Origin of the sequence: Polaribacter ponticola, from assembly GCF_026191475.2 — a bacterium.
Classification (GTDB): Bacteria; Bacteroidota; Bacteroidia; order Flavobacteriales; family Flavobacteriaceae; genus Polaribacter; species Polaribacter ponticola.
Window position 1 is genome coordinate 1,605,458 of record NZ_JAOSLC020000003.1, and the last position, 16,320, is coordinate 1,621,777.

A 16,320-nucleotide genomic window follows, 5' to 3' on the forward strand; every position below is an offset into this window, starting at 1 on the left:
AATTTACAAATGTAGAAATTGGATTTCCTGGAAATCCGAAAACAATAGTTTGCTTTTCATCTTTCTTACCTGAAGACGCTAAGCGTCCATAAAAAAAGGTTTCCCTGGTCTTTGTGCTACTTTATGGAATAATTTTTCAACACCTAATTCGTCGAAAACTTCTGGTAAAAAATCATACTTCCCTTTACTAACAGCTCCACTAAAAAGTAAAACATCATATTCTTGTAAATACCCTTCTATTTTTGCTTTAAGAATTGGTTTATCATCTGTAATATGAGTCGTTTCTGAAGGAATATTCAACTTTTCTAACAAAGACACTAATGTAAACACATTACTTCTTCTAATTTGATGTTCTAACGGAATCTCGTTAACTCCAACCAATTCATCACCGGTTGAAACAATCATTACTTTTGGCTGTTTCGCAACTTTTACTATTGATTTGCCAACGGTTGCTAAAACTCCAATTTCTGCAGCTGATATTTGTGTATTCCCTTCAATTAATACATCACCAATTTTTCCATCTTTTCCTTTTTTATGAACATTTTGCTTATCGTTTATTAAATCTATATTGATCGTTGCAATTCCGTTTTCTATTGTTACATCTTCATAACGAATAACAGTATTTGCATTGTTTGGCAAAACTGCACCTGTCATTACTTCAATACAATTTTCAGGATTCTGAAGTGTGATTTGCTTACTTCCTGCAGCTTGAATTCCCTCAATTTTAAAATCTAATTGTCTGTTCGAGCTCAATCGAGAACTAAACTCGTTAAAATCAATGGCAATTCCATCCATAGAAACCCTATTAAAAGGTGGGAAATCTCTATCTGCAACAATTGTTTCTTTTAAAACTCTGCCAACTGATTTTATAAACGGTATTTCTTCAACTCCAAAATCTTGCGTTGAATTTAAAACGATACTTTTTGCTTCTTCTACTGAAATCATTTTTAAAAACGTGTAATTGTTTTTTGTTAAACCGCGTAATTGTTAAACAATTACACGATTACACTTTTTTACCCACCAATTGTACTCATACTTTCAGAAGCACCACCATCTTTTCTATTTGCTTCTGCTATAAATCCGTTTTCTGGCTTATCTTTTACCAAACTTAAAAAAAGTTCTTTTAAATCGTCATTTGAAGCTCCTTTTCTAATAAAATCTCTAAGATTAAAAACACCATCATCAAACAAACAATTTTTAAATGTTCCGGTTGATGTAATTCTAATTCTATTACAATCGTTGCAAATAGTTCTTGTAAAAGCAGGAATAATTCCGAAAGTTCCTACATGATTATCCACTTTATAATTTCTAGATGTAGATGATTTTTCTGATTGAATTTCTAAAACATCAAACTCAGTCTTTACTTCGTTTAAAATCTTTTTAAAAGTCCAATTTTCTTGCATGTCTCGTTGCCCTTTTCCATTAAATGGCATCTCTTCAATAAAACGAACAGCAACATTTTTGTCTTTTGTCAATCTTACAAAATCTACAATTTCATCGGTATTAAAACCTGATTGAACAACTACATTCAGTTTTAAATTTAAACTACTTTTTTCAAGTTTTTCGAAGGTTTTATACACTTCTGGATAGACATCTCTTCTTGTAATTTTCGCAAATTTTTCTCTATGTAAACTATCAATACTTAAGTTGATGTTTTTTACTTTTTCTAATTGTTCAATTTTAGAAATATGTTTAGAAATCATTGCTCCATTTGTAGTTATGTTAATTACATCTAGCAAATCGTTAAAAGACAACATTTCTAAGAACCCAACAAAATCTTTACGTACAAAAGGTTCACCACCTGTTAAACGCACTTTATTAACGCCTAATTCTGTTAACACACGAATTAAACGATACATTTCTTTAAAAGATAGTAACTCTTGTCTTGGCACAATATCAATTCCATGAGCAGGCATACAGTATTGACAACGCAAATTACAGCGATCAGTAACTGCTAATCGAACATATTCCATTTGTCTTCCAAAACTGTCTATTAATTTACTCATTTAGTTTGGCAACTTTTTACTTAATAAGCCGTAAATAAAAGCACCAATAAGTGCACCAATCAATAAAATTAATGCTGGTATTAACTTAAAACCAAGAATTACAAAAATTGGTGCAGCACAAGCTCCAGATATTCCCCAACCTAAGCCAAAAAAAGTTCCACCTAAAATAGTTCTTATAAATCCTTTCTTCTTAGGTTTTGGAACAATTTTATTTCCGTTGATATCTTTTATTTTCCCACTTTTAAACAATTGCATAAATATTGCAGAAATTACAACTGCTCCTCCAATAATTCCAAACATATGAAAAGATTGAAATTTAAACATTTCGTAAAAACGGTACCATGAAATTGCTTGCGTTTTACTTAATACAATAGCAAAAAAGATTCCTAAAATTAAAAATTTGATGTTTTTCATTTAAATATATTTTAACCTTTCAATTTTCTTCTCGACTGCGCTCGAAGAGACAAAGTGAATTTTATTTTTTTATTTATTGCCAATTATTGACTAAAAAATTAAAGGAATTATAAACCAAGTAGCAATAATTCCGCCTATAAAAAAGCCAATTACCGCCAATAAAGATGGTAATTGCAAACTACTTAAACCTGTAATTGCGTGTCCTGAAGTACAACCTCCCGCATAACGAGTTCCGAAACCAATTAAAACCCCAGATAGAATTAATATTAAAAATCCTTTTAAAGAAAAAACAATATCCTCTCCAAAAATTTCATCTGGAAAATATTGGTTACCAACATTTTTAAAACCCAAATCTGTTAATTCTTGAACTGTTGTTGGATTCAAATCTATTTCTTGATTGGGAATTAAGTATGTCACAGAGATAAACCCTCCAATAATTAATCCAACTACAAACATTAGGGCAAAATCGCGATCTTTCCAATCTTTTTTAAAATAGTCTGAAACTTTACCAGCGCCTGCCATTGTGCAAAGTGTTTCGAAATTTGTAGATGCACCAAAATTTTTACCAAAATAAAAATACAACAACAAACAAATTGCTATTAATGGGCCACCAACATACCAAGCCCAAGGTTGTAATATAAAATCCATAATTTTTATAATTTGTTCTCGATACAATTTCAATAAATAATAGAAATCACTCGAACTAACATTCTTTAAATTTTATCTTTTAAATAATTCATAATTAAATTTGTTGCGCCAAGGTTTTCTTTAATGTATTTTTTATTTAGAAGACCAGTTAAACTCCTATCCTCTTCATCTGTTCTTAAAGAAATAAGCGCTTTTGTAAGCTCTTCTTTATTTTTAATTGAAATACAACCACCAATTTTAACCAAATCTACAGCTTCTTTAAATTTGTCGTATTTATTACCAATAATAACAGGTATTCCAAAAGTAGCTGGTTCTAAAATATTATGTAAACCCGTATTTAAACCTCCACCAACATATGCTACATCTGCGGCTGCATAAATTTTGGTTAAAATTCCAATAGTATCAATAATAAAAACCTGATAATTAGATAAATCCTTACCTTTTTTATCAGAAAATAAAACAACCTTTTTATTGATTGATTTTTGTAATTCTAAAATTGCTTCTTGCTTAATATTATGTGGTGCAATTATAAACTTTTCGTTTTCAGAAGCTTTATTATTAATATAATCTACCAACAATTCTTCATCTTCTTTCCAAGTACTACCAGCAACCAAAGTGTATTGCTCATTTTTAAACTTATTAATAAAACTTAAAGTGTTGTCTTGTCTTAAAATCTTAGTAACTCTATCAAAGCGAGTATCACCAGCAATTGTTACGTTTTTAAAATTGATTGAATTTAACAACTCTTCTGAAACTTTGTTTTGTACAAAAAAGTGATGAAAAGCCTCTAAAGACTTTCGCATAAAACCACCATAAGACTTAAAGAATATTTGCTTTTCTCTTAAAATACCAGAAACTAAAATTGTTGGAATTTCTTTCTTTTTAAGTTCATTTAAAAAATTTGGCCAAAATTCATATTTTATAAAAACTGCAAACTTAGGATTTACATTTTCTATAAATTTTCTAGCATTAGATTTAGAATCTAAAGGAAGATAACAAACTACGTCTGCTAAGTTATAATTTTTACGAATTTCATATCCAGAAGGAGAGAAAAAAGTAACTAAAATCTTAAAGGTCTTATTATTCTTTTTTAAAGCTTCAATAATTGGTATTGCTTGTTCAAATTCCCCCAAAGAAGCTGCATGAAACCATATAACATCTTCGTTTTTTAAATTAGAAATCTTAGAAAAAGTTTCTTTTTTACCATCAACAAAAAGTCTTAGTTTTTTACTAAAAAACTTTAACACGAAAAGTGTTATTGTCGCAACAAAAACAAGGATATTGTACAAGAAATTCATTCGGGTAAAAATACAAAATAGAAGTTACTTAGAGACTCAAATAGTAAGCATAAAAAAAGTTACTCTAAAAAAGAGTAACTTTAATCAAAATATAAATGTCCCCCAACATAATATTTAACAAGTAAATATACTTAAAGACATTAATAATTACATTTAAAAATGTTCTAAACGGTCTTTTTATTGTTCTTAAAGAAAGATTTACATTAATTTTAGACGACTTACTAAGTCTTGTTTAAAGGTTTTACCAATAGAAATTTCGTTTTTAAACACCATTACAGAAGAATTTTTGATTTCTGTAATATGCTTAATATTAACAACAAAGCTCCTATGAACTCTTATAAAGTTAGTATCTAAGTTTTTAAGAATACTATTTAAACTTCTTCTAACTAAAAATTTTTCATCATTTTTTAAAAACAACTCTACATAAACATGAGAACTTTTTAAATATAAAATATCTCTAAAATTAATCTTTAGAAAAGAACCTTTATTCTTAATAAAAATTGAATCATTAGTTATTTGCGAATCTTCTAATTTTTCTTGATTACTTTTATTATTTAATAAAAAATTTGACATTACAATCTCTATAGATGTATAAAGTTCTTCTTTAGAAAAAGGTTTAATTAAATATGCAGGCGGCAAAACCTCTTTAGCCAAATCTAATGTTAATGAATCTGCATTTGATGTTAAAAAAATAAATGGAAAATTAAAACTTTCTCGAATCTTTTTAGCGATATCTATTCCTGTTTTCCTTCCTGATAATTGAATATCTAAAATTGCAAAATCTGGTTTTTCTTCCTCTATTCTTATAATCGCCTCCGTATAACTTATTGCTGGTTCTAAAGATTCATAGCCCAAATCATCTAAAGCATCACAAATATTATCTGCAATAATCATTTCATCTTCTACTACTAATATTTTTAATTTATTCATTTCAAAACGATTTATAAAAATATTAATCTATTAATTGTCTTGCATGAAGATCTTTAAAAAGAATCTCAAAACGTGCTCCGTTTTCATTAGACAAACTTAAAGTACCATGTAATTGTTTTACCAATCTATTTATTAAACGAAGTCCTAAACTTTTAGCCTTTTTAATATCAAAATCACTAGAAATACCAGGTCCATTATCCTGTATTACTAGCTTAAAATTATCATTATCTTGTTTATTTATAGAAATTGACAATAGACTTTCTTTATTTTCATGAAACGCATATTTATATGAATTAGTAATTATTTCATTTATAATTAAACCTAATGGAATTGCAGTATCAACATCAAACTCCATGTTATTAGAAATAATTTCTGTTTTAATTTTATTGTCAGATTTATATAGTGATGAAAGTTCTTTTACCAGCAATTTTATATACTCATCAAAATCTACTAAACCACTTTTGTTTTGATATAGTTTCTGATGAATCAAAGCCATAGACTTAACTCTATTCTTCCCTTCTTCTGCTAATTCTAAAGCTTTTTCGTCTTCTATATTTTTACTCTGCAACTCTAATAAACTTGATACAATTTGAAAATTATTTTTAACTCTATGATGCATTTCTCCTACAAGTAACTCCTTCTCTTTTAAAGACTTATTAATTAAAATATTCTTTTCAGTTAGTTCTTTAGATTGTTTTCTTATTTTTCTTAAAACAAGCAAAGAAATCAGAAGAAAAACAATTGACAAGAGAGAAATTAAACCGTACAAAGTAATTTTTTCGTTTTGAAAAGCGATTTCCTTTTCTTTAACTTTTAATGCTTGTGCAGTTTTATAATTAGATAACGTTTCTGATAAATCTTTAGAATAAATACTTCTCGTTAAAAAAACACCTTCAGTTTTATAAGACATCGCTTCTTTAAAATAACCTTGAGCATGAAGAGCGTTTGCGCTTTCGTCCAATAATCTAAAATATTCGTTTGGTATTAAATCTTTACCTAAAAGTTTAAATTTAGTTACTAATTCTAGCGTATTTTTAACCTTAAACTTATTTAGTATTTCTTTTTTTGAGGGTGAATCTTTCTTTAATTTGGATATAAATTTAGCAAATAAATGATATGAGAATATTTTAGTGTTTTCATTTTCATATAATTCTTTAAGCAAATTTTTCACTCTTTTTTCATAACCGCCTTTAAAGATATATGCATCAATTAAATGTATTATATTGTTATAATGATAACTGCTTTTTTCATTTAATTTATTAGACAAGGCTAAAGACTCCTCACTAACATCTATATATTCTTGTAACTTTCTTTCTAGAATTAAGAAATCTGACAAATGGTATAAAAAAATACTTTGTAACTCTAGATCATTTATTTTTTTTGCAACATCAATTCCTTTTAAACAAAGACTTTTTCCTTCTTCTACATTTTCTTGAATTTGACGCATAACAATACAATGCGTAGTAATTTTGGTTTTTGCCCTTAAAACGGCTATATTTTTTACATTAAACCTACTTATATATAGTTCTAATTTATTTTGTTTTATCCTCGATTCTTCAAGAGTTAAAGCATCACCTACTAAATTAGAAATTTGATGCCACTTTATATCAACATAATCAAGGTTTATCTTTTTTGCCTTTAAAGGCTCTTTTACATGCTTATCAATAAAAGTTGATATTAAGTTATATTTATTAGAAGGTCTTTCACTTACTTTAATTGTAAAAATTTTATAATCAGAATAAGTAACTCCCTTTTCTTTTATAATCTTTTCTAAAATATTTACATAATCGTTTTTATTAAGTTGATGGTGATAAACCGAATCAACACAAAAAGTTGTGGAGCATTCAAAAAAAGAAGAACTTTGTTTTTCTAAATTAGATTCATTTTGAGTAGACTATTAGATATTGCTAAATTATTATTGCCAGAAGTTCTTGTTGATAATTTTAAACTCACAAAACACGAGATTAAACAAGATGAGCTTCATTTTTATTTCACAGAACTAAATAATGTTCCAATAGAATATAAAGCAGTTAAGTTAAGCTCTAAAGGCTTTTTTCCAGAAGCTACTGTTCAAGATTTTCCTATACGTGGTAAGAATGTTTACTTACACATAATAAGACGACGTTGGCTAAATGAATCTACAAAGAAAGTCATTACTCGAGATTGGCAATTAGTAGCAAAAGGCACTAGAATCACTAGTGAGTTTGCTACTTTTTTAAAAGATATCAGTTAGTAACAATCCTAGCAGTACTACAATTATAGCGAACTTTTACGGAGTGAATTCAAGAAACCTGCAAAGACAATATAAGGATCATTTAAGTGATTTTAAACAATGGAATCAAAAATCACATGCTAAACAATGGCTATTGTTTCCAAAAAATATTGGAAAATATATTTCAATAGATGAAACTGCTTTTTCAAATGGAGACTTATACACTATTGTTACCAATAAAAATGCGAAAGGCAAGAAAGGTGCTTTAATTGCTATGATTAAAGGAACTAAGGCAGAAACAGTTATAAAAATACTTCAAAAAATAGCTTTAATAGAAAGACAAAAGGTAACCGAAGTAACCTTAGATATGGCTGGAAATATGGGGCTAATTGTTAAAAAGTCATTCCCACAAGCTGCTTTAGTTATAGATAGGTTTCATGTGCAAAAATTAGCTTTGGACGCTTTACAAGAAATTAGGATTAAACATCGTTGGGATGCTATAGATACAGAAAATGATGCTATAGAAAAAGCAAGAAATCAATCTTTGAAATATACACCAAAATTATTATCAAATGGAGACACTTTGAAACAATTATTAGCAAGAAGCAGATATTTACTATACAAATCGACAAATAAATGGACTCAAAATCAATCTGATAGAGCTAAAATACTTTTTGAACAATATCCTGATATAGAAAAAGCATACAGATTATGCCAAAATTTATCATGGATATATAATCAAACAAAAGATAAAACTTACGCCTTAATAAGACTTGCTAAATGGGGTGAAAAAGTCAGACAAGCACAGTTTAAAAGTTTTAATAGCATCTCTAGAACAATGTCTATACATTATAAAAACATACTAAACTATTTTGATAATAGAAGCACAAATGCTTCGGCGGAATCTTTTAATGCAAAAATTAAAGCTTTTAGAACGCAATTTAGAGGCATTAGAAATATAGAGTTTTTCCTTTTTAGACTCTCAAATATTTATGCATGATTCCTAAATCCCACAACTTTTTGTGTTGATCCGATAAACCTTAGCAGAATCTATCTTTTTAGATAATATAAAACCTTCAACTTTATGAATAATTTTCTCTTGATTAATCTCTTCAGTTTGAGAAAATGTATTTACAAAAAAGAGAAAGAAAGTAATTTTTAATAGAGATTTCATTTTATAGCTTTTATAAGTAAACTTATGAAAAACTTTCTTAAAAACGAAAAACGCTCAAACATTAAAATGTTTGAGCGTTTAAATAATTTAAAAAACTTAATTTCTTAAGCTTCAAATGGAGTTATAGATACGTAAGATCTATTATCCTTTTTCTTTCTAAACTCAACAACTCCATCAACTTTTGCATGTAAAGTATGATCTTTACCCATGTAAACGTTTTCTCCTGGATTGTGAGTAGTTCCTCTTTGACGAACAATAATATTTCCTGCAATTGCAGCTTGTCCTCCAAAAATCTTAACTCCTAGACGTTTCGATTCTGATTCTCTACCATTCTTCGAACTACCTACTCCTTTTTTATGTGCCATGATATTATGGTTTTAAAATTGAAATTTTTATTTAGTTAAAGCTTCGATTAATTCAGCTTTCTTTAAAGAAGTATATCCTGTGATACCTTTATCTTTAGCAGCAGCTTTTAATTCTGCAACAGTCATAGAACTATAATCTGTTGTAGCTTCTTTTACTTCAGCCTTAGGAGCAGACTCCTTTTTTGCTGATTTTTTAGCACCAGTAGCAGCAATAGATTCAATTTGAATCTCGCTTAAATACTGTCTGTGTCCATTTTTCTTGATATAACCTTTTCTTCGTTTCTTCTTAAAAACGATTACTTTGTTACCTTTTAAATGCCTTAGAATTTGAGCTGATACTGAAGCTCCTTCTATAGCTGGGGCGCCAACTGTTACATTACCTTCATTATCAAGTAAAAGAACGTTATCAAAAGTAACTTTTGATCCTTCTTCTCCTGGTAAACGGTGAACGTATACTTTTTGGTCTTTTGCAACTTTAAATTGCTGCCCTGCTATCTCTACGATTGCGTACATACTTTTAGTTTTGCGTATTAATACTTAAAATTAAACACTTCCTTACTGAAAATGCGGGTGCAAATATATGCTTTTTTCAAATATAAACAATACAACTAATTAAAAATAACATCTTTAAAGTAGCTTTTTTCACTTATCTACTTTTTTAGTTACTAATAAATAACTTAAAATTACTTCTTTCTATTTAGTAAATACACTCCAAACAAGATAATTAAACCTGCAAACAATTGTAGCAAACTTAGTTTTTCCTCATCTAAAACACCCCAAAAAACAGCAACAATAGGTATAATATACGTTACGGAAGATGCAAATATAGGCGTTGCTAAATGCACCATTTTATTGTAAATAATTTTTGCTATTCCTGTTCCTAAAACCGCTAAAATAGTAACATACCCTAAAGATATTAATTTAGTTTCTGTAAATTCTAAAGCATTAAAAAAACCAGTAAACAACAAAACAATAAAGGAAGGAATTACTAATAAAAGAAAATTACCAGTTACGATGCTTAATGCACTAATATCAGACAGATTCTTCTTTACTATATTTACATTAAACGCATAACCAATAGAAGCAATTACAACTAATACAGCATACCAATAGTTTTGATTTGGGTTTAAATCTGCCCCTTCTATAATTAACAAAACAGTACCTATTAATCCAACAACAATACCTAATAATTGCTGCTTTTTAAAGGTAAACCCAAAAGCCAAAACACCTACTATTAAAGTATTAAATGGTGTTAATGAATTTAAAATAGAAGCTATAGAACTATCTATTCCTTGAACAGTAAAAGCAAATAAGAAAACCGGAAAAAAAGTACCTAAAAAAGCAGTAGAAATAATATGCTTATAATGCTTTTTCTTAATCTCTTTTAAACTTTTAAAACCTATTAGTAACAAAAATAAACCAGCAATTAAAATTCGTAAGGCTCCTAATTGAATTGCTGTTAAACCAATAAGTGCTTTTTTCATTAAAATAAATGAACTTCCCCAAACAAGAGAAAGTACGATTAAAAAAAGCCACTTTTTTTGATTCGTTTTCATAAGGCCAACTAATTTTAAAACAAAAATCTGACAATTATTTATAATCAAAGCTAATTATTGATAAATTTGCACAATAATTAAATCATAAAATCTGATGAAAGTTCAAAAAGTAATATACTCTATAGCAATAGCTTGCTTTATCTTAACAGGATGTAAAACCGAAGTGAAAAAAGAAGTAAAAAAAGAAAATGTTTCTTTAGCTATTTCTGGTATGACTTGTGAAATTGGTTGTGCTAAAACAATACAATCTAAGCTATCTAAAAAAGAAGGAGTTTTAAATGCTAAAGTTGTTTTTACAGATAGTATAGCAAACATAGAATTTGATGCAAACAAAACTTCTAAGAAAGATTTAATTGCTTTTGTAAGCGGTATTGCTGGTGGAGAATTATACAAAGCTTCTGAAACTACTAACAAAGTTAATTCTTCTAAAAAAGCAAGTTCTTGTTCTGATGCATGTAAAGAAAAATGCGACATGAAGGCAGACAAAATGGAATGCAAAAAGGATTGTGAAATGGCTTGTTCTAAAGATAAAAAAGCTTAAACAAAACTATTTTTTAACGTAAAAAGCAGGCTAACAGCCTGCTTTTTTTATATATAAAATTCAACTACTATAACCCTTTACTTTTCCAAGACCAAGTGCTAACATCTACTTTAGTTCCTGTTTTATAATCTGCAGTTGTAGAAGCATCTGCTCCATCTATCTGAACATTAGATAAATCTCCACCATCTTTCATGTCAATATTATCAGTATAACCTTCTAACCAAATATTTGTAATTGTACCTCCAGAAGTTTTCTTAAACTGTAATCCTGTACCACCAACAGTAGAAATTGCAGTTAAATTTACAAACTTAGGATTCCCGTTTGCTTTATCACCTTCAAAAGCAGTTGAAAAACCTGCTACTGTATGAGAAATATACGTATTTGTTAAAGTACCATTCCAACCTTCTGTCCAATCTACAGAATCATCTTCGTTGTTTTCTAAGTACAAGTTACTTGCAGAAACTGTTCCTCCAAAAAACTCAACTCCATCATCTGCTCCATCAATTACCGAAATATTTTCTACTGTAGTTCCAGACCCAACAGCATAAAAAGAGATTCCGTTATATTGAGACTCTGAGTTAATTTGAGCACCAGTTCCTCTAATAACCAAATATTTAATAGAACCCGAATTGTCTGCATCATTTGTTCCTCCATAAATGAAACCTCCTACTTCTGCTTCTGCATCTACTCCTGCTGTAGTAGTTGCATCTCCACAAATAGTTAATCCACCCCAATCTCCAGCATTTGCTGATGCAGAAGAAATTACTACAGGGTTAGCTTCTGTTCCTTGAATATCTATTTTACCACCTTTTAATACAGCTATATAAACACCAGTTCCACCATTTCTAGCTTCAATTTTTGTTCCTGCAGGAATTACTAATTCTCCTCCGTCTTGAACTATATACGAAGAATTTAACTTATAACTTACAGAAGCATCTAAAGTTACTTTTGTTGTAACTGCACCTTGTAAAACACTACTATCAAAAGATAAATTAGATTCTACCCAATCAAAATCTGAAGCATTTACTGAAGGCACTACAGTTGTATTTAATGTGTAAAAGTAGTTTCCAGAAACTGTCATTTCATCATCAGTTGCTAATGCAACAAGGTTATAACCGTCAGAAAAAACTACGTTAGATGTTTCTCCACCATCTTTCATATCTAAATCTACATCATATCCACTTAAAGATAAGCCAGATATAGTTGCTCCAGATTGCAATTTAAATTGTAATGCTTTACCACCTACAGTAGATATTGCTGTAACATTATTAAATTTAGGATTTCCATTTTCTTTATCACCTTCAAAAACAGTAGAAAAACCAGATTTAGTGTGAGAAATATAAGCAGTATTTACTGTACCATTCCATCCTTCTGTCCAATCTATAGAATCATCTTCATTGTTTTCTAAATATAAGTTAGAAACAGATACTGTACCTCCAAAAAACTCTACACCATCATCAGAACCGTTAATTACAGCTACATTATTTATACTAGTACCAGAACCAACAGCATATAAAGAAACACCGTTGTATTGAGATGTTAAACTAATTTGAGCTCCAGTTCCTTTAATTACAAGGTAGTTTATAGATCCAGAATTGTCTGTATCATTTGTACCTCCATAAATAAAACCTCCAACTTCTGCCTCTGCATCTACACCCGCTGTAGTTGTTGCATTACCACAAATTGTTAAACCTCCCCAATCTCCTGGATTACCAGAGGCAGACGACATAACTACTGGATTAGAAGAAGTACCTTCAATATTAATTTTACCACCTCTTAAGACCGCAATATAAACACTTGTTCCTCCATTTGTTGCTTGAATTTTTGTTCCTGCAGGAATCGTTAAAGTTGCTCCAGACTCTACAATAAAAGAAGAGTTTAAGTTATAAATTGCATTTGCGTTTAAAGTAAAATCCTCCTCTAAACTACCATTCATTACACCTGCTTTAAGGTTTTCTATTACCTCAGATTGCGGCTCATCAATTATAATAGACGGCTCTTCATTTCCGCAATTAGTAAGCAATAAAGTAGCAAAAGAAAAAGCTACTACATTTAAAAATTTAAAAACTGATTTTTTCATTTTATTTTAATATGGTTGTTAATTTTCTACAAAGAAATGGTCTTATCCTTTAGTTTTCTTTATCTAAATATTAATAGTATGTTAGGATTTATATTAATTTAGTGGTTTTGTTAAGTAATCGTTAATTGACTAAAAAGTGTATTTAAAGCTTACAGATAATTGACTTCCTTTTTTGTAAGAAAGTACAGTTTCATTAGTCACAGCACCAGTTATTATGTTTCTAACATTTTGAGTTTGTTTCACATCTGGATTTAATAAATTACGCCCTACAAGTTTAACTTGTAAATTATCTGTTAAATCTTTACTCATTACTAAATCTAATGTTACAAAACCTTTTTCTATAATCTCATCGTTATATTCTGTAGCTCTATTTACATAACCCTCTGCTCCTCCTAAAGAATATATTTTATCTGAAGAATAATTACCAGTTAACGTAGCTACAAATTCTTTCTCCTTTTTATTTCCATAACTTAAAGAACCATTTACAATTAAATCTGACGCTCCCTGTAAACTAGATTCTGTAATATCTTTATATTGAAAGTTTTCAAACAAATCTTGATTTAACCACATTTTAGTAATGTTTGCTGTCATATTTAAAACTCCTTGGTCATCAGTGTTTTTAATTAAATCTGTTTTAGCTTCTACTTCAAAACCATAAACAGTTGCTTTTTCTCCTGTATTAGCATAAAAAAAGTAACCAGAAGAACCTCTTGTTAATGCTAAGTTTATAGGATTATTAATTTGTTTATAAAAAGCAGTTGCAGAAAATAGTTGGCCTCTTTGGGGAAACATTTCATATTTTAAATCTAAATTATAAATTTCAGATTTTTCTAGATCTGGATTTCCTTTTGTTACACGACCTGTAGGAGAAACATACTCAAATGGAGCCAATTCTTTAAATTCTGGTAAAGTTTGTGTAATACTAGAAGCAAAACGCAAATATTTATTTTCCGCTAACTCATACTTTAAGTTTACACTTGGATATATACTTTGGTATGTTTTATTTAAAGAACCTGTTCTACCAACATAATTTCCAACATCCCAAATAACGTTTATATCGTCTTTTTCGAAACGCAGACCTAAATTACCAGATAACTTTTTATCTAATTTAAAGTCAAAATTTACATAAGTTGCTAAAAAATTTAAATCAGCCTCATATCTATCTGCTGGTTGTAACGTTAATTTTAAACCGTTATTAAAACCATTTGAAGTAAAAGTGGTTGAGATTTGATCTATAGAAGGTGCTGTAAAATCTTTAGCTTTTACACCAACAAATACAGACTTAAACGTTCGTTCTTTATATCTATAATTAAGACCATAGTTTAATGAATAAGGTTTGTTATCATCTTCGTCTTTTAGTCCTAAAGCCCATTTATTTTCTACAAATGCGTTGTACTCTGTGTCTTGGATTTTTTGACTAGATTTTCTTTGTTGAAAATCGCCAACATGTGCGTACTGAATTTCTGGTGAAGTAGTAATATCTAATATATTAACTTCATTTCTAATTCTATTTGGTTCTTCTGCTAAAACAAAATTATAACCACCTGCCCAATTTAAAGTGTTATTTTCATTCCATTTATGCTCACCTAAAAGCTGGTTGATAAACAATGTTGTTTGTTTAAAGTTTTGATCTCTTACAAAAGCTCCGTCTTCTTGTGGATCTTGATCAAACACATAACCTAGTCCATTTCTACCTTGTTCATATAAAATATCCGACCCTTTATTTACAAATAAAGTATTGTATTTAATTTTATTAGTATCATTTAAAGCTAAACCTACATTTATGTAACCAGTAGTATTTGAGTTTGAACCATATTGTGTAGCATCTGTAAAACTTGTGTTTAAAATATTTAATCTATAAGAATTAAATACTCCTTCTGTAAACTCAAAAGATTTAGAATGAGAACCTGTTAAGAAAAGTGAAACATCTTTTCCAAAAATTTCATATTTTTTTCCAAGAGAGAAAGAACCACTAAAATTTATTGGGTTTGACAAAGATTCTGTATCCCAACCTTGATATGTAATTGCATTTTGTAATGCATATTTTTTTGAATGAAACCCTAAAGTAACATCATTACTAATTACTGTTCTTCTAAAATTATTTGCAACATCTAAAACATTAGTATTAGATCCCCCAGAAATAGACACTGATAATAATTTTTTAGAATATTCTTTAGAATTTACATCTACATTACCAGAACCTTGATCTGCATAATTATTAGTTACGTACGTTTTACTAATTCCAACATTTTCTATAATGTTGGTAGAAAACAAGTCTAAATTAATGTTTTTATTATTTACATCATCAGAAGGTATAGGTAAACCATTCATAGTTGTAGACAAATATCTATCTCCTAAACCTCTAATATAAATATTACCAGAACCTTCACTTTTAGTAACTCCAGATATTTTTGTAGTAGCACCAGAAGCGTCTGAAACACCAATTTTAGACAATGTTTGCGCTCCAATACTCTCTTTTATAATTACTGCTTTCTTTTGTTCTACTAAAAGTGCCGTAGCAGATTCTCTATTAGCCTTAGATTTTACAACTATTTCATCTAAAGAAACACCTTCTTCTGCAGACATTATTTGATTAATAGTTAAAGTTTCTCCTTCCTTAATAGAAAAAGGTTTTTCAATTGTTTTATATCCTAAAAAACTAAAAACTACAATATGATTTCCTGCTGGCACTTTAATCTCGTATTTTCCATCAAAATCTGTAGTTGTTCCAATATTAGTACCCTTAACAAGAACATTTGCAAAAGGTAAAGACTCATTATCTACTTCTTTATCGGTTAATAATCCCTTAAGAGTGGCGCTACTTTGAGCTGTTAAAATATGACTTGATATTAATAAGACAATAAATAAAATTTTCTTCATTTTAGTGTATAATTTACACTTGCAAAAGTCTACTAGAATTGTAAAGCTTATGTTATTTGTAAATTAAAAATACATTACAGAATTATTAATTAAAAGTTAAATCGAAAAATTAGTTAACTTTTTTTAATTTTAAAAACACATTAATTTTAAGTTTCAATTGCATATTTGTAAGACTCTTTAGAGAATCTTAAGTCATCATAAATTAATTAGTTTTTG

Annotated in this window: 16 protein-coding genes; 3 read left to right on the forward strand and 13 right to left on the reverse strand. The window is 28.8% G+C overall.

Annotated elements, in window-relative coordinates; all coding sequences use genetic code 11:
- Positions 1–78: 78 nt before the first annotated feature.
- From N5A56_RS12450 to N5A56_RS12480, 7 genes are all read right to left on the reverse strand, one after another.
- Positions 79–945 carry a molybdopterin molybdotransferase MoeA gene (locus tag N5A56_RS12450; RefSeq protein ID WP_265725737.1) on the reverse strand — a complete coding sequence of 289 codons (867 nt, stop codon included), beginning with the start codon at positions 943–945 and terminating at the stop codon, positions 79–81.
- 68 nt (positions 946–1,013) lie between these two features.
- Positions 1,014–2,006, reverse strand: a complete 993-nt coding sequence (gene moaA, locus N5A56_RS12455; RefSeq protein ID WP_265725738.1) for a GTP 3',8-cyclase MoaA — start codon at positions 2,004–2,006, stop codon at positions 1,014–1,016.
- Complete coding sequence (locus tag N5A56_RS12460) at positions 2,007–2,420, reverse strand: YeeE/YedE thiosulfate transporter family protein (RefSeq protein WP_265725739.1); 414 nt, start codon at positions 2,418–2,420, stop codon at positions 2,007–2,009.
- Between the two features lie 90 nt (positions 2,421–2,510).
- Positions 2,511–3,068 (reverse strand): YeeE/YedE family protein, encoded by a 558-nt coding sequence (locus tag N5A56_RS12465; RefSeq protein ID WP_265725740.1) that lies wholly within the window; start codon positions 3,066–3,068, stop codon positions 2,511–2,513.
- Between the two features lie 65 nt (positions 3,069–3,133).
- A complete protein-coding gene (locus tag N5A56_RS12470) occupies positions 3,134–4,366 on the reverse strand; it encodes a 3-deoxy-D-manno-octulosonic acid transferase (RefSeq protein ID WP_265725741.1) in 1,233 nt (410 codons plus the stop codon).
- Between the two features lie 198 nt (positions 4,367–4,564).
- Positions 4,565–5,296: a LytR/AlgR family response regulator transcription factor gene (locus N5A56_RS12475; RefSeq protein ID WP_265725742.1), complete on the reverse strand. Its 732-nt coding sequence runs from the start codon at positions 5,294–5,296 to the stop codon at positions 4,565–4,567.
- 22 nt (positions 5,297–5,318) lie between these two features.
- The gene (locus tag N5A56_RS12480) at positions 5,319–6,743 is read right to left on the reverse strand and encodes a sensor histidine kinase (protein ID WP_265725743.1); all 1,425 of its coding nucleotides are present in this window, start codon (positions 6,741–6,743) and stop codon (positions 5,319–5,321) included.
- A 438-nt stretch (positions 6,744–7,181) separates the two neighbouring features.
- On the opposite strand from N5A56_RS12480, the gene N5A56_RS12485 reads away from it, so the two are divergent.
- Positions 7,182–7,529 (forward strand): ISAon1 family transposase N-terminal region protein, encoded by a 348-nt coding sequence (locus N5A56_RS12485; RefSeq protein WP_265725062.1) that lies wholly within the window; start codon positions 7,182–7,184, stop codon positions 7,527–7,529.
- Positions 7,530–7,572: 43 nt separating this feature from the next.
- Positions 7,573–8,508, forward strand: coding sequence for an ISAon1 family transposase (locus N5A56_RS12490; RefSeq protein ID WP_420793184.1), 936 nt, complete (start codon positions 7,573–7,575; stop codon positions 8,506–8,508).
- Positions 8,509–8,511: 3 nt separating this feature from the next.
- Here N5A56_RS12490 and N5A56_RS12495 read toward each other — a convergent pair whose 3' ends face one another.
- The 4 genes from N5A56_RS12495 to N5A56_RS12510 all read right to left on the reverse strand — a co-directional run bounded on the left by N5A56_RS12495 (position 8,512) and on the right by N5A56_RS12510 (position 10,603).
- Positions 8,512–8,682, reverse strand: coding sequence for a hypothetical protein (locus N5A56_RS12495; protein ID WP_265725744.1), 171 nt, complete (start codon positions 8,680–8,682; stop codon positions 8,512–8,514).
- A 104-nt stretch (positions 8,683–8,786) separates the two neighbouring features.
- A complete protein-coding gene (gene rpmA, locus N5A56_RS12500) occupies positions 8,787–9,047 on the reverse strand; it encodes a 50S ribosomal protein L27 (protein ID WP_036782547.1) in 261 nt (86 codons plus the stop codon).
- A 27-nt stretch (positions 9,048–9,074) separates the two neighbouring features.
- On the reverse strand, positions 9,075–9,560 hold the full coding sequence (rplU, locus tag N5A56_RS12505) for a 50S ribosomal protein L21 (RefSeq protein WP_265725745.1): 486 nt from the start codon (positions 9,558–9,560) through the stop codon (positions 9,075–9,077).
- 170 nt (positions 9,561–9,730) lie between these two features.
- Positions 9,731–10,603, reverse strand: coding sequence for a DMT family transporter (locus N5A56_RS12510; RefSeq protein ID WP_265725746.1), 873 nt, complete (start codon positions 10,601–10,603; stop codon positions 9,731–9,733).
- Between the two features lie 94 nt (positions 10,604–10,697).
- Between N5A56_RS12510 and N5A56_RS12515 the strand changes: the two genes are divergently transcribed.
- Complete coding sequence (locus N5A56_RS12515) at positions 10,698–11,144, forward strand: cation transporter (protein WP_265725747.1); 447 nt, start codon at positions 10,698–10,700, stop codon at positions 11,142–11,144.
- Between the two features lie 67 nt (positions 11,145–11,211).
- Here N5A56_RS12515 and N5A56_RS12520 read toward each other — a convergent pair whose 3' ends face one another.
- Complete coding sequence (locus tag N5A56_RS12520) at positions 11,212–13,224, reverse strand: hypothetical protein (protein WP_265725748.1); 2,013 nt, start codon at positions 13,222–13,224, stop codon at positions 11,212–11,214.
- Between the two features lie 129 nt (positions 13,225–13,353).
- Positions 13,354–16,104 (reverse strand): TonB-dependent receptor, encoded by a 2,751-nt coding sequence (locus N5A56_RS12525; RefSeq protein ID WP_265725749.1) that lies wholly within the window; start codon positions 16,102–16,104, stop codon positions 13,354–13,356.
- Between the last annotated feature and the right edge of the window lie 216 nt (positions 16,105–16,320).

Excerpts from the sequence above, each read along its gene's own strand:
- N5A56_RS12450 (WP_265725737.1), bottom strand. The coding sequence starts at position 945 with ATGATTTCAGTAGAAGAAGCAAAAAGTATCGTTTTAAATTCAACGCAA.
- moaA (WP_265725738.1), bottom strand. The coding sequence starts at position 2,006 with ATGAGTAAATTAATAGACAGTTTTGGAAGACAAATGGAATATGTTCGA.
- N5A56_RS12460 (WP_265725739.1), bottom strand. The coding sequence starts at position 2,420 with ATGAAAAACATCAAATTTTTAATTTTAGGAATCTTTTTTGCTATTGTA.
- N5A56_RS12465 (WP_265725740.1), bottom strand. The coding sequence starts at position 3,068 with ATGGATTTTATATTACAACCTTGGGCTTGGTATGTTGGTGGCCCATTA.
- N5A56_RS12470 (WP_265725741.1), bottom strand. The coding sequence starts at position 4,366 with ATGAATTTCTTGTACAATATCCTTGTTTTTGTTGCGACAATAACACTT.
- N5A56_RS12475 (WP_265725742.1), bottom strand. The coding sequence starts at position 5,296 with ATGAATAAATTAAAAATATTAGTAGTAGAAGATGAAATGATTATTGCA.
- N5A56_RS12480 (WP_265725743.1), bottom strand. The coding sequence starts at position 6,743 with ATGCGTCAAATTCAAGAAAATGTAGAAGAAGGAAAAAGTCTTTGTTTA.
- N5A56_RS12495 (WP_265725744.1), bottom strand. The coding sequence starts at position 8,682 with ATGAAATCTCTATTAAAAATTACTTTCTTTCTCTTTTTTGTAAATACA.
- rpmA (WP_036782547.1), bottom strand. The coding sequence starts at position 9,047 with ATGGCACATAAAAAAGGAGTAGGTAGTTCGAAGAATGGTAGAGAATCA.
- rplU (WP_265725745.1), bottom strand. The coding sequence starts at position 9,560 with ATGTACGCAATCGTAGAGATAGCAGGGCAGCAATTTAAAGTTGCAAAA.
- N5A56_RS12510 (WP_265725746.1), bottom strand. The coding sequence starts at position 10,603 with ATGAAAACGAATCAAAAAAAGTGGCTTTTTTTAATCGTACTTTCTCTT.
- N5A56_RS12515 (WP_265725747.1), top strand. The coding sequence starts at position 10,698 with ATGAAAGTTCAAAAAGTAATATACTCTATAGCAATAGCTTGCTTTATC.
- N5A56_RS12520 (WP_265725748.1), bottom strand. The coding sequence starts at position 13,224 with ATGAAAAAATCAGTTTTTAAATTTTTAAATGTAGTAGCTTTTTCTTTT.
- N5A56_RS12525 (WP_265725749.1), bottom strand. The coding sequence starts at position 16,104 with ATGAAGAAAATTTTATTTATTGTCTTATTAATATCAAGTCATATTTTA.